Annotated in this window: 14 protein-coding genes and 1 pseudogene; 6 read left to right on the forward strand and 9 right to left on the reverse strand. The window is 62.5% G+C overall.

Annotated features, from left to right (window positions below; all coding sequences use genetic code 11):
* Positions 1–73 precede the first annotated feature (73 nt).
* From KI241_RS15530 to KI241_RS15550, 5 genes are all read right to left on the reverse strand, one after another.
* Positions 74–805 carry a transporter substrate-binding domain-containing protein gene (locus KI241_RS15530; RefSeq protein ID WP_047738907.1) on the reverse strand — a complete coding sequence of 244 codons (732 nt, stop codon included), beginning with the start codon at positions 803–805 and terminating at the stop codon, positions 74–76.
* Positions 806–853: 48 nt separating this feature from the next.
* Entirely contained in the window at positions 854–2,176 is a 1,323-nt protein-coding gene (locus tag KI241_RS15535; RefSeq protein ID WP_047738908.1) for an MFS transporter, read from the reverse strand.
* 62 nt (positions 2,177–2,238) lie between these two features.
* Positions 2,239–3,291 carry a lactonase family protein gene (locus KI241_RS15540; protein WP_212802692.1) on the reverse strand — a complete coding sequence of 351 codons (1,053 nt, stop codon included), beginning with the start codon at positions 3,289–3,291 and terminating at the stop codon, positions 2,239–2,241.
* Positions 3,292–3,309: 18 nt separating this feature from the next.
* Positions 3,310–5,997: an aconitate hydratase AcnA gene (gene acnA, locus KI241_RS15545; protein ID WP_212802693.1), complete on the reverse strand. Its 2,688-nt coding sequence runs from the start codon at positions 5,995–5,997 to the stop codon at positions 3,310–3,312.
* Between the two features lie 115 nt (positions 5,998–6,112).
* Positions 6,113–7,030, reverse strand: a complete 918-nt coding sequence (locus tag KI241_RS15550; RefSeq protein WP_053007406.1) for a LysR substrate-binding domain-containing protein — start codon at positions 7,028–7,030, stop codon at positions 6,113–6,115.
* 290 nt (positions 7,031–7,320) lie between these two features.
* On the opposite strand from KI241_RS15550, the gene KI241_RS15555 reads away from it, so the two are divergent.
* Together KI241_RS15555 and KI241_RS15560 are read left to right on the forward strand one after the other, a co-directional pair.
* Complete coding sequence (locus tag KI241_RS15555; protein WP_212802694.1) at positions 7,321–8,283, forward strand: GntR family transcriptional regulator; 963 nt, start codon at positions 7,321–7,323, stop codon at positions 8,281–8,283.
* On the forward strand, positions 8,280–8,921 hold the full coding sequence (locus KI241_RS15560; RefSeq protein ID WP_212802695.1) for an aldolase: 642 nt from the start codon (positions 8,280–8,282) through the stop codon (positions 8,919–8,921). The genes KI241_RS15555 and KI241_RS15560 overlap by 4 nt, the downstream gene beginning before the upstream one ends.
* 64 nt (positions 8,922–8,985) lie before the next feature.
* Here the strand turns inward: KI241_RS15560 and KI241_RS15565 are convergent, their stop codons facing one another.
* The 4 genes from KI241_RS15565 to KI241_RS15580 form a co-directional block, all read right to left on the reverse strand.
* A complete protein-coding gene (locus KI241_RS15565; protein WP_212802696.1) occupies positions 8,986–10,041 on the reverse strand; it encodes an AbrB family transcriptional regulator in 1,056 nt (351 codons plus the stop codon).
* Entirely contained in the window at positions 10,031–11,299 is a 1,269-nt protein-coding gene (otnK, locus tag KI241_RS15570; protein WP_212802697.1) for a 3-oxo-tetronate kinase, read from the reverse strand. The genes KI241_RS15565 and otnK overlap by 11 nt, the downstream gene beginning before the upstream one ends.
* 105 nt (positions 11,300–11,404) lie before the next feature.
* A complete protein-coding gene (locus tag KI241_RS15575; protein WP_212802698.1) occupies positions 11,405–12,475 on the reverse strand; it encodes an isocitrate/isopropylmalate dehydrogenase family protein in 1,071 nt (356 codons plus the stop codon).
* A 295-nt stretch (positions 12,476–12,770) separates the two neighbouring features.
* Positions 12,771–13,760: a GntR family transcriptional regulator gene (locus tag KI241_RS15580; RefSeq protein ID WP_080964355.1), complete on the reverse strand. Its 990-nt coding sequence runs from the start codon at positions 13,758–13,760 to the stop codon at positions 12,771–12,773.
* A 114-nt stretch (positions 13,761–13,874) separates the two neighbouring features.
* Here KI241_RS15580 and KI241_RS15585 point away from each other — a divergent pair, with 114 nt between their 5' ends.
* The 4 genes and pseudogenes from KI241_RS15585 to KI241_RS15600 all read left to right on the forward strand — a co-directional run bounded on the left by KI241_RS15585 (position 13,875) and on the right by KI241_RS15600 (position 18,762).
* A complete protein-coding gene (locus KI241_RS15585) occupies positions 13,875–14,534 on the forward strand; it encodes an aspartate/glutamate racemase family protein (RefSeq protein WP_053143723.1) in 660 nt (219 codons plus the stop codon).
* Between the two features lie 234 nt (positions 14,535–14,768).
* Positions 14,769–15,511: pseudogene (phbB, locus tag KI241_RS15590) on the forward strand (acetoacetyl-CoA reductase).
* 120 nt (positions 15,512–15,631) lie between these two features.
* Positions 15,632–16,966, forward strand: coding sequence for a CitMHS family transporter (locus KI241_RS15595; protein ID WP_047738918.1), 1,335 nt, complete (start codon positions 15,632–15,634; stop codon positions 16,964–16,966).
* A gap of 173 nt (positions 16,967–17,139) precedes the next feature.
* Positions 17,140–18,762 carry a methyl-accepting chemotaxis protein gene (locus KI241_RS15600; protein ID WP_212802699.1) on the forward strand — a complete coding sequence of 541 codons (1,623 nt, stop codon included), beginning with the start codon at positions 17,140–17,142 and terminating at the stop codon, positions 18,760–18,762.
* Positions 18,763–18,812: the final 50 nt, after the last annotated feature.

The raw sequence follows: 18,812 nt of genomic DNA on the forward strand, positions 1-18,812 counted from the left end.
TTCAAACTGTTTCGTACACAACCTAGGGGGGTGAGGTTGCTTTCGAAAGCGCTAGCCCCACCCTCCTCTCACTTCACGCTGACGGCGCCACCGTCACGTCAGCCTGCCCACTGGCGGCCAATGCGGCGTGGACAAAGCCTTCGGCTTTCTTACGCTCGATGAAATCCCGGACGTAGGCCGCTGCGGCTTCGCAGCGACGTGGCACGGCCATCGCCTGCCGGATGGACGTGAACGCGCCGTCGAGGACCCGGTACCGTGGGTTGCGCGCCGCGACCTGCTCCAAGGGCTGGCGTACGCCGGCCGCCGCATCCAGGCCCTGTTCAACATACAGATCCACCGCGCCCGCGGATGTCGGTGCGCGCTCAAGCTGCGCATGCTCCAGCGTCCGGGAAAGGAACAGATCGTAGGCCGCGCCCTTGCCGACGGCCAACCGCAGGCCCGGCCGGTCCAGGTCTTCCACCTGCCGGTAAGGCGAGTCCGCAGCCACCAGGTATGTCCCTTCGATGATCACGTAGGGTTCGCTGAACGCAATCTGCTCCTCACGCACCGGCTCGATCGCCAGGAAGGCGACGTTCCATACCCCCTCCTCCAGTGCCGCGAAGACCTTGCCGGCCGCATCGAACGTGATCATCTCCAGGCGTACGCCGAGTTCCTCGGCCAGCGCCCGTGCCAGGGCGACCGACACCCCTTGGGGCGATCCATCCCCAGCCTTTTGCGCCAGCACCGGATTGCCAAAGTTGATGGCTGCCCGCAGCAGGCCTTGCGGCGCCAACTGATCGATTACCGCTTGGCTGATAACACTCATTGCTTGCTCCTGGTTCAGTGAAAGCCTTGCCTGGACAAGGCGTCAGTCTCAATGGGCCTGGCGCCCCAAGGCCGCCCCGGCGTCGGGCGCTGGCCGGTTGGTCACCCGCATGAACAGCGTCATCAGGAAGCCAATAAGCAACAACGCGCTGAGGAACAACAAACCATTGGCGGCGCTGTGGCTGGTGCCCTTGACCAGGCCGATCAGCGACGGCCCGACGAAGCCGCCAAGGTTGCCGATGGAGTTGATCACCGCAATGGACACCGCCGCCGTGGCGCGGTCCAGGAACAGCGTCGGCAAGGCCCAGAACGGTGATTTGAAACTGTAGAGCCCGGACAGCGCAATGCAGATCATCGCCATGGCCAGGAATGGATTGCCCAGCACCGCCGCACCGACCAGGCCCAGCGCGGCCATCAACAATGGAAGGGCCGAATGCAGCTTGCGTTCATTGCGCAGATCCGAATGCCGCGACCAGAGAATCATCGCCGCCGTGGCGACGATGTACGGCAGCATTGCGATCAGGCCAATCTGCGTATGGGTCAGTGACTCGGAAAAGCCCTTGATGATCTGTGGCATCCAGTAGCCGACGCCGAGGCTGCCGCACTGGTAGACAAAATAGATGAACGCCAGGTACAGGACCTTGGGGTGGGTCATGGTCTTGTAGACGCCCAGGCTCTTGACGTCCTTGCGGCTCAGGCGATCGCGCTCCAACTCGGCGATCAACCATTGCTGCTCCTCAGGCTTCAACCATTTGGCCTGTTCGGGGCGGTCCGTCAGGTAGAAGAAGCAGGCAACACCGAGGAACACCGCGGGAATGCCTTCCAGGAACAGCATCCAGCGCCACCCGCTCCAGTCGAACCAGCTGACGTTGTCCATGATCCAAGTGCTCATGGGCGCGCCGATGATGTAGCTCACCGGGATCGCCGCTGTGAACAACGCCACCGTGGTGGCCAGTTCCTTGGCGCGAAACCAGAAGGTCAGGTAGACGATGATGCCCGGGAAAAAACCGGCCTCGGCCACACCGAGGAAAAAACGCAGGATGTAGAGCTGGTTGGCGGTCTGCGCGAACGCGGTCAGGGCGGCGATGCAACCCCAGGTCACCAGGATGCGGGCGATCCAGACCCTGGCGCCGAACTTGTTCAACATCACGTTGCTCGGCACTTCAAACAGGAAGTAGCCGATGAAGAAGATCCCCGAGATGAAACCGAAGGCCTCGCTGGACAGGGCGAGCTCCTTGTTCATTTGCAGGGCGGCATAGCCGATGTTGGCACGGTCGAGATAGGAGACGATGTAGAGCAGGAAAACGAAAGGGATGATTCGCAGGGTAACCTTGCGAACGATCGCGGCTTCATCAGGCTTGTTATTGTTCATGGCGACCTCGTTGAAGCAGGCGGTAACCTGCTGGTGTCATTGCAGGGGGTGGATCAGAACGCTCAGGGCGAGAAGACCATGCAGACAGGGCTGCCCGTCGAAACCGAAAACCCTGTCCTGGCAAGGCCACCCGTGTCCGGGTCCACGGCCATCGAGACAAGGGTGTCGCTGTCTTCGTTGAGTGCGAAAAGAAACTGCCCATTGGGTGTGAGCGCGAAGAAACGGGGCGTCTTGCCGTCGGTGGGCGTGAATTGCACCGGGCTCAACAAACCGCTGTCCGGATCGATGGCAAACACCGCCACGCTGTCGTAACCCCGGTTGGAGGCGTAGAGAAAACGGCCGCTGCGATCCACTTCGACTTCCGACGCCCGGCTGTTGCCGGTGAAGGTCGCAGGCAACGACGGCAGGTTCTGAAGCGCTGCCAGTGCCCCCGTCCGAGCGTCGAAGCGATAGGTGGTGACGGTGCTGTCCAGTTCGTTGATCACGTAGGCAAACGGCGCGTGGGGGTGAAACGCCAGGTGCCGCGGCCCAGCCCCCTCGCGAGTCGCCACGAAGGGTTGGGCGGCCGGGTACAACTGGCCCGCGTCGAATCGAAAGCTGAACACCCGATCCAGGCCTTTGTCCGGCACCAGCACGAACTGGCCGGTGTGGTCGAAGACATTGAAATGCGGCTTGGAGAACGGCTGCTCGACCCGATGCGGGCCAATCGGCCCTTCCAGTTCGAGCAGTTGGTTGACCGCCCCGAGCGCCCCGTCCTCTTCCACGTTCAGCACTGCCAGCGAGCCGGTAAGGTGATTCGACACCACCAGGAATCGCTCGCCAGGGTCCAGCGCCAGGTGCACCGGGTTCTGGCCTTCGCAGCCCTGCCGGTTGAGGAAGGTCAGCCTGCCGGTCGTCTTGTCGATGCTGAAGGCGCTCACGCCGCTCTGGTCCCCGTGAACGGTGTAGAGCCGGTCACCGGCCTTGTTCAAGGCCAGGAAAGACGGGTTCACCAGCGCCTTGACCACTTGGACAAGCGCCAGCGTGCCCTGCTCCTGGTCCACTTTGTAGACACTGATGCCCTCGCCGCGAGCGTTGCGCTCGCGCGTGGTTCTTGATCCAACATAGGCAAACATAGGGGCATTCTCCGGGTATCAGATGACGGGCCGCTGCGTGCGCTGGACCACCTTGCGGATCACGAACGGCAGCACACCGCCGTTGACCAGGTAGCGAATCTCCTGGAGGGAGTCGATACGCACGTTCAGCGACACCTGCAACGACTCGCCGTTGGCCCGCTGCATCACCATGCTCACGGGGTTGTCGCCCACATCGAGGTAATCCAGGCCGAAAAAGTCGAAGCGCTCGTCGCCCTGCAATGCCAGATCGTCGACCGACTGCCCGGGCATGAATTGCAGGGGGATGACCCCCATGCCGATCAGGTTGCTGCGGTGGATACGCTCGATGCTCCGAGCCACGACGGCCTTCACCCCCAGCAGGGCCTGGGCCTTGGCCGCCCAGTCGCGGCTGGAGCCGGCGCCATAGTTGATGCCGGCGAACACCAGCATGGGCGTGTGCTGGCTGGCATAGCTCTGGGCAGCCTCGAACAACGGCAGGCACTGGGTGTGGTCGGCGTTCCAGGCCCAGGCCCCCAGGCCCGGATGGCTGTCGCCCAACAGGCGATTCTTCACGGCCTTGTTGGTGAACGCGCCACGCAGCATCACCTCGTGGTTGCTGCGACGCGTGGAATACTGGTTCAGGTCCTCGGGGTGTTCGCCACGCTCCAGCAACCATTGGCCGGCCAGGCTATCGGCGGGAATCGAGTAGGCCGGCGAAATGTGGTCGGTGGTGACGTTGTCGCCCAACACCAGCAAGGTGCGCGCCGCGCGGATGGCCAGGCTGGACTTCGGCTCGGCGCTGATATCGGCCAGGTATTGCGGGCGGCGCAGGTAAGTCGAATTCGGGCTCCACGGGAACTGCACGCTCCCTTCCGCCGACAACGACTGCCAATGATGCGTGCCGTCCCACACCTTGGCCAGGCGTTGCTGGAAGAACTCAGGCTTGACCACCTTGACCACTTGCGCGGCAATCTCGGCATCCGACGGCATCAGGTCACGCAGGTACACCGGGCTGCCCTCGCGGTCCGTGGCCAGCGCCTGGGATTCCAGGTCGATATCGATGGTGCCGGCGATGGCGTAGGCCACGCACAGGGCCGGGGACGCCAGGTAGCCGGCAGGCACCTTGGGGTTGACCCGACCCTCGAAGTTGCGGTTACCCGACAACACCACGACACCCTTCAGGCCCTGGTCGGCAAACTGCTCGACCTGCGTCTGCAGGGACCCCGAGTTGCCGATGCAGGTCATGCAACCAAAGCCGGCAAGGTCAAAGCCCAGCGCGCGGAAATCTTCCAGCAGATCGGCATCCGCCAGGTAGTCGGCCACCACCCTGGAGCCCGGGGACAGCGACGTCTTGACCCAAGGTTTGCGGTGCAGGCCCAACTGGCGCGCCTTGCGCGCCAACAGACCGGCCTGGATCATCTGCGACGGGTTTGCGGTGTTGGTGCAACTGGTGATCGCGGACATGACCACCGCGCCATGGGTGATCGGCTCCTTGAAGGAAGGCTCGAAGAACGTCTGCTCGACCGGCCCGGCAATCAGGTTGGCGCCCCCCATGACTTCGTTGCGAAACGACGCCGCGACATCGGACAGTTTTCGCCGCTGGTGCGGCTGGTGAGGTCCGGCCACGCTCGGCTCGATACTGTCGAGGTCCAACTCGATCCATTCATCGAACCGGGGTTCGGGCAACGCGTCGCGGCGCCACAACGGTTGGGCGCGCATGTAGCCGACGACACGGTTGCACAACGACTCGGAACGACCGCTGAGTTTCAAGTACGCCAGCGTCTCGTCGTCGAACGGGAAGAACACCACCGTGGCGCCGTACTCAGGTGCCATGTTCGAGACCGTGCCGCGAGCGGCCCAACTCAACGAAGACAACCCAGGGCCAGTGAACTCGACGAACTTGCCGACCACCGAGCGCTTGCGCAAGATCTCGGCCACATGCAGCGACAGGTCGGTGGCGGTGACACCGGGGCGCAGGGCGTTGGTCACGCGGATGCCCACCACTTTCGGGAAACTGATCGGCACCGGCTCGCCGACCATCGCGGCCTGCCCTTCCAGGCCGCCCACGCCCCAACCCAGCACGCCAATCGCGTTGATCATCGGCGTATGGCTGTCGGTGGCGACCATGTCGTCCGGGTGCAGCAGACGCTGGCCGTCTTCGCTGCGACTTTCCCAGACCACCTGCGCCAGCGCTTCCATGTTCATCTGATGGATGATGCCGGTGCCAGGGGGAATCACCCCGAAGTTGTCCAGGCTCTTCTGCGCCCACTTGATGAAGCGGTAACGCTCACTGTTGCGTCGGAAGTCGATGTCCAGGTTCTGCTCGACGGCATCGGCCTCGGCGTAATGCTCGACGATCACCGAATGGTCGATCGTCAGGACGGCAGGGATCAACGGGTTCATCGCTTGCGGATCGCCGCCCAGCTCGGCCACCACATCGCGCATCCCGGCGAAATCCGCCAGCGCCGGCAGGCATGTGGTGTCGTGGAACATCAGCCGGTTTGGCTGGAAAGGCACCTCGCAATCAGGGCCCTCGCCAATGGCACGCGCCATGACCGAGGGCAGCGCTTGAGGGGAACAGCGCGCGACGTTCTCCAGCAGGATGCGTATCGAATAAGGCAGCTTCGATAGCTGCTGGGGTGAGAACATCTTGTTCAAATCGATGTAGGCATAGGGTGTGCCATCGATCTGCAGATGATTGATGAAGTCGCGGGCAGTCTCGGTCATGCTCTATCGCTCAGGCTTTTTTATAAGGTCGCGGGGCTCGGGTTAACCAGTCGTTACCGCTGATCAACCGATAGTAGGAGCAACCCCTGCGGGTGAAAATTGATCAATTGCCACGTCAGCGTTCTCTATCGGAGAACGCTCTGGTGTCGTGGCGATGACTCAGGTGTTCGATCAAGGCTTTGAGGGTGGGTGAAGCGGTGTCGTATTTCTTGCAGACCAGCAACAGCGAACGGCGCGCCCAAGGTTCATCCAGGGTCACGGCCTTGAGCCTGTGGCTGCGCAGGTATTGGTTGATCACGCTGCGTGGCAGCACGGCGAGCCCCAGGCCCGTCGACACCATGCGGCACATGCAGTCGAAGCTGCTGATACGGATCCTGAGCTTGAGCGCCCTGCCCAGCTTTTGCGCCTCGTCGGTCAGCAGCGTGTGCATCGAGCTTTCCAGGTGCGGCCCGACAAACTCATGGGCCAGGACCTGCTTGAAACGCACCGACTCGCGGGCCGCCAACGGGTGGCCTCCCGGCACGACCAGGGTCAGTTCATCATCGCGATAAGGCAGGGTTTCCAGGCCCTGGGCCGGCGTCTGGGCCGCGATGATGCCCAGGTCGGCACGACCATCGGCCACGGCCCGGATGACCGCCGACCCCACCCGTTCCTCGATGTCGAACTTGATCTGCGGATAGAGCGCCACGAAACGCGACACGTCGTCCGGCAGGAACTGGGAGAGCGCCGAGGTGATGGCATGGATACGGACATGGCCCTTGACGCCGGTGGCGTAGTCGCCCAGTTCATGGTCCAGTTGCTCAAGGGTCTGCTTGACCTGGCGGGCATAGAACAGCAGCGATTGTCCCGCCGGCGTGAGGTCCACGCCCCGTGCGTTACGTATCAACAGCGAGGAGCCCACCTGGGCTTCGAGCTCGGAAATGCGCTTGCTGATCGCCGACACCGCCAGGTGCCGGCGCCGGGCCGCATGGGTCAGGTTGCGCTCTTCGGCGACGGTGATGAAAAGGTCCAGGCTGGTAATGTCGTATCGCACCCGTTGATTCCTGGTGGAGAGGCTGGCGTGAGTGCCTTGCGGTCGTTGATCCATCGGGCTGGCGAGCCCGCATGCCTACTAGACGTCAGTCTAAATTGCTTTGCAAGGCAACAAAGTACAATTTTATGAAAAATCGGATAACTTAACGCCTGCGATGGCTCCCATCGGCTGAAATCTCCAAGCAGATTTCATATTGGTGCACCAAAATGCAATACTTGCGAAATACCTTTCCGGTCCAGCGAGGCCGAAGCAAGGTCAACCTTCCCTCAATGCCTTGAGTAACGACAGACATGGCTTCAAGCGCCCTGGTGCAACGAATCGCCGCACAGATCCGGCAGAAAATCCAGACCGGAGAATTGGCCACGGGCGATCATCTCAGCGCGCAGAAAGTGGCTGACCAGTTCAACGTCTCGCGTTCGCCTGCCCGCGAGGCACTGGTGCTGCTGGCGGACCAATCGGCCCTCGAACAACGGCCCAATCGTGGTTTCTTCGTTCTCGACGCCCTGGTCCCCGTGACAAATATCCACGATGAAGGGGTCCCGTTGGAGGAGCCGGAAGCCTATTACCGCCTCTCCGAGGATTGGCTGAACAACGCCATTCCCGCAGAAGTGACCGAACACATGCTGCGCACGCGCTACGACCTGACAAAAGCCCAGGTCGTCGACGTGCTCAACCGTGCCGCGAACGTCGGCTGGGTGACGCCGAAACCCGGTTACGGCTGGCGCTTGCTGGATGTGGCGAAGACCCCGGAAAGCCTCGAACAGATCTACAAGGTGCGCTCGCTGATCGAACCCGCGGCGCTGCTGGAACAGACTTACCAGCCTGATGCCAGCAAACTTCTGCAATTGAAGAAAGAGCAGCAGAGCCTGCTCGACGGCGGCATCGAGACCCTGCCCGCCGACGTGCTGCTCAAAAGCGGCATTCGCTTCCATGAAGCGTTCATCCAGCTCTCGGGCAACCCGCTCTACCACATGATCCTGGTGCAGATGAACAACATGCGGCGGCTGATCGAATACCGCTCGATGATCGACCGCAACCGCTTCTACAAACAGTGCGCCGAACACATCCAGATGATCGAGCGAGTGGAACAGGGTGACAACGTCGAGGCGGCGCGCCTGATGAGCCAGCACCTGAGCGGCTCGTTGGCGGAAAAATCCCCCATCCTGGCGCGGCGCGCATTATCAACCGACGCCCCTGGCCCACTCGACCCCGAGCACGGCACTGTCACGGCCACCGAGGAACACCCACGATGAGTCATCACGAGCAGCAACTGCGCGAAGAAATCTGCACCGTTGGCGCAAGCCTGTATGCCCGCGGCTATGCCGTTGGCAGCGCCGGCAATATCAGTGCGCGCCTGGAAGATGGCTGGCTGATCACCCCGACGGACGCTTGCCTGGGCCGGCTGGAGCCCGCGCAGATCGCCAAAGTCAGCCGGGACGGCAGTTGGGTCTCCGGCAGCAAGCCGTCCAAGACCTTGGCGCTGCACCGGCAGGTGTACGACCGCAATCCAACCGTCAACGGCGTCGTGCACACCCATTCGACCGCGCTCGTGGCGCTGACCCTGGCAGGCGTCTGGCACGACGACGACATCCTCCCGCCCTTGACGCCCTATCAAGTGATGAAGGTCGGGCACATTCCCCTGATCGCCTATCAACGGCCGGGCTCGCCCGAGGTCGCCGCGCAAGTGGCGCTATGGGCACAGCGTGTGCGGGGCGTGATGCTGGAGCGCCTTGGTCCGGTGGTGTGGGAAAGTTCGGTATCGAAGGCCAGCTTCGCGCTGGAGGAGCTGGAGGAGACGGCAAAGCTCTGGCTGATGAGCGACCCCAAGCCGGCGCCGCTGGACGAGCGCGCGATCGAGGAGTTGCGCAGCGTTTTCGCCGCCAACTGGTGACGCCGGCGCCCTCGCGCCCCGGATGCAGCAGTGCCTGCCGGGGCCGCGCCGTGGTTTCCCGGCCTCACATGCGGCGATTGCGCAGATACTTCAGCCATGCGCCATGGATCGGCTCGGCACAGAGCATCACCACGACAAGCCGCATGATCTGCATCGCGGTCACCACCCCCACGGCCAGGTTCAATGCTTCGGCGGTCAGGTACATTTCCGTGCTGCTGCCCGGCATCATCCCGAGGGCCAGCGTCATCAGCGGGACATGAAGCCAAAGCCCGATGAGCGCCGCCAGCCCCACGGTCGACATGATCATGATCACCGTGAACACCGACACCTTGAGCAGGAAGGCCGGAGAGGAGCGGAAGAACTGCCGGTCGAAGTAACCGCCCAGGGCGCAGCCAATCATCAACTGCCCATAGTGACTGAGCTCCACCGGCAATGCGGTTTGCACGTTGCAGGCAGCCGTGACCACGGCACAGCAGGCCATGGGGCCGAACATCCATGGGTTGGGCAACCGGCAGCGCTTCCAGATGACGGCCGTGAGCGCCCCGCCTGCCAGGAGCGGCAGCAACCAATACCAGTCACTTGGCAGGCGCGCGGGAACCACCGAGGGTGAGACCTGAGCGGTGAAGAACATCGCCGGCGGCACGCACAGGACGATCAGCACCAGGCGCATGCTGTGCGCAGCGGCAATCTGGCTGACGTTGGCCTTGTGCCGGATGCCGGCCTGGATCATCTCGGAGAAGTTCGCCGGCATGAACGCGAAGAATGCAGTGGTCAGGTCCATGCCCCTGCGCTGCATGAAGGCGATGCCCAGCAGTGCCAGCAGCATCGTCAGAACCGCCGCGGACGCCATCATCACGAAATGCCCGAGGATCTGCTCCAGCACCGCCGGTGTGAAATGCAGGCCGATGGAGGTGGCGATCATCCATTGGCCTGACAGGCGGCCATAGGGTATTTCCCCCAGGGGCCCACCCAGGCAACGCACCAGGATGACCGCCAGCATCGAGCCAATGATCCAGGGCAGCGGCCAATGGAAGACGCTGGCCAGCCAGGCGCCCGCCGCACCGACGACCGGGGTCGCCCACCACCGCCCCAGCGAGGTGAACAACGCCCTAAGGCGCACAGGCCAACGCCTTCTCGAAGAAATCGACCGAGCCGAAATTGCCCGACTTGAGTGCCAGCGCCAGCGGATCGTCTCGCAGGCCGAGGGTCCAGGGCACACCGGGGTCGATCGTGGTGCCGATTCTCAGGGCCTTGATCCCGAGCGCCTTGACGACCGCCCCAGACGTTTCGCCACCCGCCACCACCAATTTACGCACGCCCAGGTTGTAGAGCCCCACGGCGATGGCGGACAAGGCCTCTTCCACGAGCTGGCCGGCGGCTTCAACGCCAAGTGCCTGTTGGGCACGGTTCACCGAATCGGCAGCAGCGCTGGCGTAGATCAAGACCGGCCCGGCCGCGAGCAGGCCCTGGGCCCATTCGAGGGCGGCGCGCACCAAGTCCTGCCCATTGGCCAACTGCAACGGATCGATGGCGAAGCTTGGCCTCTCCTTGCGCCAATGCTCGACCTGCCCGTTGGTTGCCAACGAACAACTGCCCGACACCACCGCACCGAACCCTTCGAGCACGGGCAGCACCGAGGCAGCCTGAGCTTCACCGAGTAAACCGGCGCGCCGGAAATTGCCTGGCAAGCCCCGGGCCACGCCGGAGCCCCCCGTGATCAGCAGATGGTGGGCCAACGCCGTGCCAATCGCATGCAGATGCTCATCTTCGATGGCATCGACGATGGCGTAGCCGAAACCCTGGGCCTGGAGGGACTGCAAGCGAGCTGAAATGGCGTCCGCACCTTGCCTGACGACCCCGTGCGCAACCAACCCCACCGCCCTGCCCGTCTGCTGTTGCAGCACGCGCACCAGGTTGGCGTCGGTCATGGGCGTCAGCGGATGATTGCGCATGCCTGACTCGCTTAACAGCACATCGCCGACAAACAAGTGCCCTTGGAACAGGGTGCGCTGGTTCTCCGGAAACGCCGGGCATGCCACGACGAACGACACGCCCAGAGCCTGCGCCAAGGCGTCGGCGACAGGGCCGATGTTGCCCTGGGGAGTGGAGTCGAAGGTCGAGCAGTATTTGAAGAAAAACTGCCGACATTGCGCCCCGCGCATCCACTGCAACGCTTGCAATGACCGGCTGACGGCGGCCTCGCTGGCAATGGTCCGGCTTTTCAGGGCGATCACGACCGCATCGATGTCCCCCGGTAGGGGCCCCTGTGGAATGCCGATCACCAGCAATGTTCGCATCCCGCCGCTCACCAGGGTACTGGCCAGGTCCGTTGCGCCGGTGAAATCATCGGCGATGCAACCCAGTAGTAATTGACTCACTGTTCGCTCCTCGGGCCCGGTCTCGCCTGAAGTGGGTGCGGGACCAGGCCGATGTAGTTATCCGACAGCCGCCGGCCGCCATGGCCGATGCGGCGTCCTCGCCGCTCAGCCCAGGATGAGGTTCGCGACCGCGTTGCCGAAGGCCTGGGTCCCGAAGGCGCCGCCGAGGTCAGGGGTGCGCTGGCGAGGGTCCTCCAGCACGGCATCGACCGCCTTGTCGATTGCCTGCGCGGCGTCGATCAAGGCCGGCCGACCGTGGTGCTCGCCCATCCACGCCAGCAACATGCCGACGGAAAGGATCATCGACACCGGATTGGCCTTGTCCTGGCCGGCGATGTCCGGTGCCGAGCCATGTTGGGCCTGGGCACAGCAATGGTGATCGCTGGCCATCATCGAGCCCGCAAGCCCGAGGCTGCCGGACAACTCGCTGGCCAGGTCGCTGAGGATATCGCCATAGAAATTCGTCGCGACCAGCACGTCGAAACGCTCCGGGTTGCGCACCAGGTGAGCGGTCGAGGCGTCGACCAGCAAGTCGTCGAGGACAACCTGCGGAAATTCCCTGGCCACGTCCCGAACGCACTCCAGGAAGAGGCCGTCGGTCATGTGGAAACTGTTGGCCTTATGGATGGCGGTGACTTTCTTCCCGCGCTTCATGGCCAGTTCGAACGCCCGGCGAGCGATGCGCTCACTGCAATGGCGGGTGATCTTGCGCGTGGACAGGGCCATGTCCGGCGTCGGCATCACCTCACCCCAGCCACGGCTCATGTTGCGATCCGGGTAGAACCCCTCGGTGGCCTCGCGCATGATCACCAGGTCCATCACCTTGCCTTCCTTCATGTTCGAGGCCAGGAACGGTCGGGTACGGGCTGGCCGGACGTTGGCATAGAGGTCCAGGCCGATCCGGAAGCCGGCCGACACATTCCGCCCGCCCTTTTCAGGCGCCGGGTAATCCGCATGGGATTGGGTGCCGAGGATGATGCCGTCGTAGCCCTTGGCCTTTTCCAGCACTTCTTCGCGCAGGGTGGTGCCGTATTTGCTCAAGCTGGCAAAGCCGACATCGTCATAGTCGAATGTCAGCCCGAGGCCGAGCTTCTGATTGGCTGCTTTGAGAACCGACATCGAAGACTCGATGATTTCCGGACCGATACCATCACCAGGAAGTACCAAAATGCGCATCGCTAACCCCTTACCTTTTTATTGAGCGGATGTGTTTGGCCGGGACTGAAACGACCTTTTATGTACATCGTCACCACAACGTACAATTTTGAACGAAGACCGGAGCACTGCTCACGGGCCCCGCCAAGGCCATGAACCCGGACGCTATCGCCTTCGCAGGTCGACAGATTGCATTTTATTGCATGAATATACAATTTGCGCAATGCTTGAGTCCCACGAGCGTCCGATGTCGCATTGGCAAGCTGGCCGGACGCAAAACGGGGGCGACAGGAGACGACAGGCGTGCAGAGACGACTTAACGGCGGGCGGAAACCTCAAGGCTGCGCTGGTGCTCCAGCTCGTCCCTGGCTTCTTTTTCAGTTTTTTGCCGGCCGACGACATCGAGGTGGTTGCGCAAAAAATCCGCAGCCGCTTCACGCTGCCCACTTTCGATCAAGTCCAGGAGTTGGATGTGCTCTTTACACTGGTTGATCAACCGAGGCCGATCCACGTTGGCCTTGTAGGCCATGAAGCGACGCAACTGGTTCTGGCGGCGGATGGCTTCAAGAAAGAATGCGTTGCCCGAACAACGGACGATCAGCTCGTGCAACTGTGCACCGATCTGGAACAACTGCGAGCGCGACAGCTTGAAGATGTCGCCGTCGAGCAATTGCTGCTGCGCCGTGCGCGCCTTGGCGAAGGCCACCTTGTCTACCACGTAGCCGGGTTCGAGCAAGGCCGCAGGCTCGATGGCCATGCGAAAGCGGTAGCTCTGGATATGGGCCTTGGAGTCGTGCAGGAAACTATTGATCTCCCAGCCCTGCCCGGGCTTGCGCTCGACCATGGCTTCGTTGGCCAGGCGACTGAGCACCTTCAGCAGTTGCCCACGAGGCACTGCGTACTTGCGCATCAGCTCGGCTTCGAAAAACGTCGTGGGGATATCGCCACGGAGCACGTCGTCGACCACCCGCAGGTAGAAGTCTTCGAACGGATCGACCTCCAACGGCAACTTGCCGCTGTCGATACCCCGCGCGTCAGCGGTCAGGAAGTACCCGCGGTTGGGCTCCTTGACGGCCAGGCCAAGCTCGGCGAGCAAGGCGAATCCACGGCGTATCGGCGAGCGGGAAACCCCCAGCTCCTTGGCGAAAGATTCTTCGCGCAGGGGGTCACCGGCACGCATCGACCGGGCGCGGGCCATGTCGATGATCTTGGGCGCCAGTTGCTCCGCCAGGTCTTTCTTTATCTTGACCTTGACCCTGGACAGATCGCCCGCGGGTGGTTCAAGAGTCGGTTCTGCTGAATTCATGGCTATCAGTGATCAAAGAAGGTTAGGGTCGATACGCAGAGTGGACGCTGTCGCCACAGGCCAGGCCTTGCGAAAAAATAACACACAATCACACCACTACGACCCGGGGAACACATGACTGCACCGCTGATTTTTCTGATCCACGCCACTGCCGTCTCCATTGCGCCGATCAGTGACGCCTTCGCGCGCCTGTGGCCTGAAGCCAGGCTGGCCAACCTGCTGGAGGACTCGTTGTCCCGCGATCTGGCTGCTGCGGGCGAACTCACGCCGGCCTTGACCGAGCGCTTCGTGAAGCTGGCGAGCTACGCCTCGGCGTCGGGCGCCGACGGCATCCTGTTCACGTGTTCGGCGTTCGGTGATGCCATCGACCAGTGCAAACGTGCGCTGAGTATCCCGGTGCTCAAGCCGAACGAAGCCATGATCGAAGAGGCGCTGCGCAGGACCGGCAAGCTGGCCTTGTTGGCGACGTTCCCCCAGGCCATCACGTCGATGGTCGAGGAATTCGAACAGCATGCAAGCCAGCAGGGTCGGGAGTTGGCGTTGGCCACCTATGTCTGCGACAACGCCTTCGATGAGCTGCGTCGCGGCAATCAGGCGCGCCATGACCAACTGATCAGCGAACGGGCCAGCGACATCACAGGCAGCGACCTGCTGTGCTTTGCGCAGTTTTCCATGACCAGCGCTGCGGTGGCCGCCAGCAAGGCCAGCGGGCTCGAAGTGCTGACCACGCCTGACAGCGCGGTACTGAAGCTTCGGCACCTGCTGCACGCCTGAGGCCGGGACGAATAAACGGTAGGAAAATCAATAGGATCAGGTCGACTGCCGCCCTCGGCTACCCCTCGCACGGATAGCCGAGCACCCACCGTTCGTAAAAAAAGACGCCTGTTTTTCGGCAAATTGTACTGCGTTAGCTTGCAAAACAATTTGCAGTGGAGTCTATTAGCGGCCAGTGGCCCTTCATCGCCACCGGCACTACTCCCCACAAGAAAACACAACAGGAGTTAACGCATGAGCAAAAAAATCGCCTTTGTCACCGCTGGCATGGGAACACTGGGCACCGCTGTCTGCCAGCGATTGGCAAAAGACGGGTTTACCGTCGTCGCGGGATGCGGCCCGAACTCTCCGTTGAAAAATGCCTGGCTGGCCCAGCAGAAAGCGCTGGGGTTTTCCTTCATCGCCTCCGAAGGCAACGTGGCCGACTGGGATTCCTGCCGCCGGGCCTTCGAGGAGATCAAACGCCAATACGGCCCGGTCGAAGTCCTGGTCAACAATGCCGGCACCGCTCGAAACGTGGTGTTCCACGACATGCAGCCCAACGATTGGGCCGCCGTGATCGATACCAATCTCAATTCGCTCTTCAACGTGACCAAGCAGGTCATCGATGCAATGGTCGAGCGAGGCTGGGGACGGGTGATCAACATTTCCTCGGTCAACGCCCAGTTGGGCCAGGTGGGCCAGGTCAACTACTCCACCGCCAAATCGGCGATCCGCGGGTTCACCCGGGCCTTGGCGCGGGAAGTCGGGCCGCGCGGGTGACGGTGAACACCGTGTCTCCGGGGTACATTGCCACCGACAAGCTCAAGTCCATCACCACCGCCGAGGTCATGGACCGGATCATCCAGGACATCCCTTCCCGTCGCCTCGGCACCGCCCAGGAGATCGCCTCCATGTGCGCCTGGCTCGCGTCCGATGAATCCGGCTACGCCAACGGTGCCGATTTCTCCCTGAACGGCGGCCTGCACATGAGTTGAGCCGCCCTGGGCCCTCGACGAGCCATGCCCGCTTGGCAGATTCCAATCCTTCGGGAACCTTGATGCGCACCTCGCGCAGATCCCATAAAAATAATTGTACTTTACGTCAAGGTGATACAAATGCTCTCACTACTCGGCTACGGCATGATCGTGACCTTCATGGCCCTGATCATGACCAAGCGGTTGTCACCCTTGGTTGCCATGACCACAGTGCCGATCGTATTCGCGTTGATCGCCGGTTTCGGCCCGGAGATGGGCGACATGATGATCGAGGGGCTGCGCAAGGTCGCACCGACGGCGATCATGGTGATGTTCGCGATCCTCTATTTCGGGGTCATGTTCGATACCGGTCTGTTCGATCCCATCATTCGCAAGTTCATTACGCTGATCAACGGCGACCCGATGAAGGCGGTCCTGTTCGCCACCTTGCTCGCGGGCATGGTGTCGCTGGACGGCGATGGCTCAACGACGTACATGATCACCATCACCGCGATGCTGCCGTTGTTCAAGCGCCTGCGCATGGACCCCTTGTGCCTGACGTGCGTGGTCATCCTGGCGGCGAGCGTGACCAACCTCCTGCCTTGGGGCGGCCCGTTGGCACGGGCGGCGGCGTCCCTGCAGGTCGACACCTCGGACCTGTTCCTGCCGCTGATCCCGGTGATGGTCGTGGCCTTCCTGGGCGTCATGGCACTGGCCTGTTTCATCGGCATTCGCGAACGCCAACGCCTGGGCAAGCTGCGGCTTTCGGCCGGCGCGGCGGCCACCCTTTTCGAGGATGATGGCGATGAAGGCTTGCCTTCGATGTCCGAGGAGAACGCCGAACTGCGCCGGCCAAAGTTGTTCTGGCTGAACGCCGGGCTGACCATCGCCTTGATGACGGGCCTGGTCACGGAAGTGCTGCCGCTGTCCATCCTGTTCATGGTCGCGTTCTCGATAGCCCTGGTGATCAACTACCCGCACATGCATGACCAGCGCCGACGAATTTCCGCCCACGCGCCAACGGCCTTGAACCAGATCGCGATCTTCCTCGCCGCCGGCATCCTGGCCGGCATCCTGTCGGGCACGGGCATGGTCAACGCAATGTCGGCCAGCTTCCTGGCGATGCTGCCAGAGACCTGGGGACCGTACATGGCGCCGATCACCGCGCTGGCGAGTATCCCGGGCACGTTCTTCATGTCCAACGACGCGTTCTACTACGGCGTGCTTCCGGTGCTGGCCAAGGCGGCCGCGGTGTACGGCATCTCCCCCGCGGAAATCGGCCGCGCATCGCTGGTAGGTCAACCGGTGCACCTGCTCAGCCCGCTGGTCGCCTCCACCTACCTGTTGTGCGGGCTGGCGGGCGTGGAGTTCAGCGACCACCAGAAGTACACCCTCAAATGGGCGTTCGCGCTGAGCTTCCTGCTTCTAGGCGTGTGCCTGGTCATGGGGCTGTTCCCGCTCCAGGCAGGTGCTTGAGCCCCCCTCAAGCCGCCGATCCGTTGCACGTTCCAGTGACGGGCATTGCGGGGCATTCGTGCCTCGGGATGCCCGTCACGTTTATCCGCGCAGGCCCCAGGCTGGCGCATCAAGACCTCGTCGAACGCATCCGGCGGTGCCCGGATCCATCACTTGCGAAAGGGACATTTCTCATGCGCTTACGCCACCTCTCCATTGCCACTCGCATGGTTCTGGGGTTCGTCATCATTGCCCTCCTGAGCGTGGCGCTCGGGCTCTTTGCGTTACGCCAGATTGACGAAGTGCAGGATCAGTCGCTCAAGATCAAGGACAACTGGCTCCAGCAGGTGCGTGCGCTGGGAGCGGCGAACGCCGCGTTGAACCGCTATCGGATGGGGTCGATGCAGCACATCCTCTCCACCCGTGAACAAGACATGCAGTCCTATGAAGAAAAAACCGCCGGACGCCTGCAGCAGGTTCGCGAACAGATGCAGACCTACGCTCGACTGCTTGAAAGCGATGAAGAAAAAGCCCGCCTGGCGGCCTTCAATGCCAGCCTGGATGTGTACGCGCAGAACCATCTCGAATTGCTCAAGCGTTCTCGTCAAGGCGACAAGACCGGCGCCCGGGAATACCTGATGACGATCAGGAACTCCTATGACCAGATGACCCAGAACTTCGACGACCTGATCGACCGTTCCAACGCTGGGGCCGAAGCCGCGGGCGATCATTGCGTCGAGGCCTACCAGCGTGCCGTGCGTGGCGTGGTCCTGGTGATCGTCATGGTGGGCATTGGTACGATCCTGGTGGCCTGGCTGCTGACTCGCAGCATTACCTCGCCGCTGAACCAGGCGGTGAAAGCGGCGCGAACGATTTCCGAAGGTGACTTAAGTCACCCCATCCACCCTACCGGCAACGATGAGGCCACCCGCCTGCTGGAGTCGCTGGCGACGATGCAGGACAACCTGATCCAGACCCTGGGCCAGATTTCCAGCTCATCACGGCAACTGACCCTCTCCACGGCGCAACTGAACACGGTCACACAGATGTCCGGCAAGGACATCCACCAGCAGCACGGTGAAATCGAGCAAGCAGCCACGGCAGTCAATGAAATGACCGCGGCCATCGAAGAGGTCGCCCGCAACGCGCTGTCCACCTCGCAACTGTCCGTGGCGTCCCGGGACACTGCGCTTCGTGGCCAGCAACGCATGGTCGAGACCCTCAGTGCGATCCAGGCCCTCACCCACAACGTGCAGCTGAGTTCAAGGCAGGTGGAGGGCCTGGCGGAACAGGCTCAGGGCATTGGCAAAGTGCTGGACGTGATTGGCACCATCGCCGAACAAACCAACCTGCTGGCCTTGAACGCGGCCATCGAAGCCGCCCGAGCCGGCGACGCCGGTCGCGGTTTTGCAGTGGTGGCCGATGAGGTGCGTGCGCTGGCGCACCGTACCGTGCAGTCGACACGGGAAATTGAACTCATGATCAGCGGCATTCGCACCGAAACGGACCTGGCCGTATCGACCATGCTCAGCAGCAGCGAAAAGACCCGCGTCACCCTTTCCCTGGCCCAGGCCACCCAAAGCGCACTGGCAGACATCGTGGCCGCCAACGACGACATCAACCAACGCAACCTGATGATCACTACCGCGACCGAGGAACAGGCCCACGTGGCCCGATCGGTCGATCGGAACTTGCTGAACATCCGCGACCTGTCGGTTCAATCGGCGACGGGCTCCGAGCAAACCACCCGTGCGTCCCAGTCACTGGGGCTGCTGGCAACGGAGCTGAATGCCATGGTCCAGCACTTCAAGATGTAACCAGGCGCCACCACAGGTTTGCCATGGGCCCCTGGTTTATTACGCGGCCG

The organism is Pseudomonas sp. Cab53 (assembly GCF_018325965.1).
GTDB lineage: Bacteria > Pseudomonadota > Gammaproteobacteria > Pseudomonadales > Pseudomonadaceae > Aquipseudomonas > Aquipseudomonas chlororaphis_E.

Bases quoted from the DNA above. Each gene is read 5' to 3' on its own strand.
- acnA (WP_212802693.1), bottom strand. From the start codon at position 5,997: ATGACCGAGACTGCCCGCGACTTCATCAATCATCTGCAGATCGATGGC.
- KI241_RS15585 (WP_053143723.1), top strand. From the start codon at position 13,875: ATGACTGCACCGCTGATTTTTCTGATCCACGCCACTGCCGTCTCCATT.
- KI241_RS15555 (WP_212802694.1), top strand. From the start codon at position 7,321: ATGGCTTCAAGCGCCCTGGTGCAACGAATCGCCGCACAGATCCGGCAG.
- KI241_RS15600 (WP_212802699.1), top strand. From the start codon at position 17,140: ATGCGCTTACGCCACCTCTCCATTGCCACTCGCATGGTTCTGGGGTTC.
- KI241_RS15575 (WP_212802698.1), bottom strand. From the start codon at position 12,475: ATGCGCATTTTGGTACTTCCTGGTGATGGTATCGGTCCGGAAATCATC.
- KI241_RS15580 (WP_080964355.1), bottom strand. From the start codon at position 13,760: ATGAATTCAGCAGAACCGACTCTTGAACCACCCGCGGGCGATCTGTCC.
- KI241_RS15535 (WP_047738908.1), bottom strand. From the start codon at position 2,176: ATGAACAATAACAAGCCTGATGAAGCCGCGATCGTTCGCAAGGTTACC.
- KI241_RS15530 (WP_047738907.1), bottom strand. From the start codon at position 805: ATGAGTGTTATCAGCCAAGCGGTAATCGATCAGTTGGCGCCGCAAGGC.
- KI241_RS15595 (WP_047738918.1), top strand. From the start codon at position 15,632: ATGCTCTCACTACTCGGCTACGGCATGATCGTGACCTTCATGGCCCTG.
- KI241_RS15540 (WP_212802692.1), bottom strand. From the start codon at position 3,291: ATGTTTGCCTATGTTGGATCAAGAACCACGCGCGAGCGCAACGCTCGC.
- KI241_RS15560 (WP_212802695.1), top strand. From the start codon at position 8,280: ATGAGTCATCACGAGCAGCAACTGCGCGAAGAAATCTGCACCGTTGGC.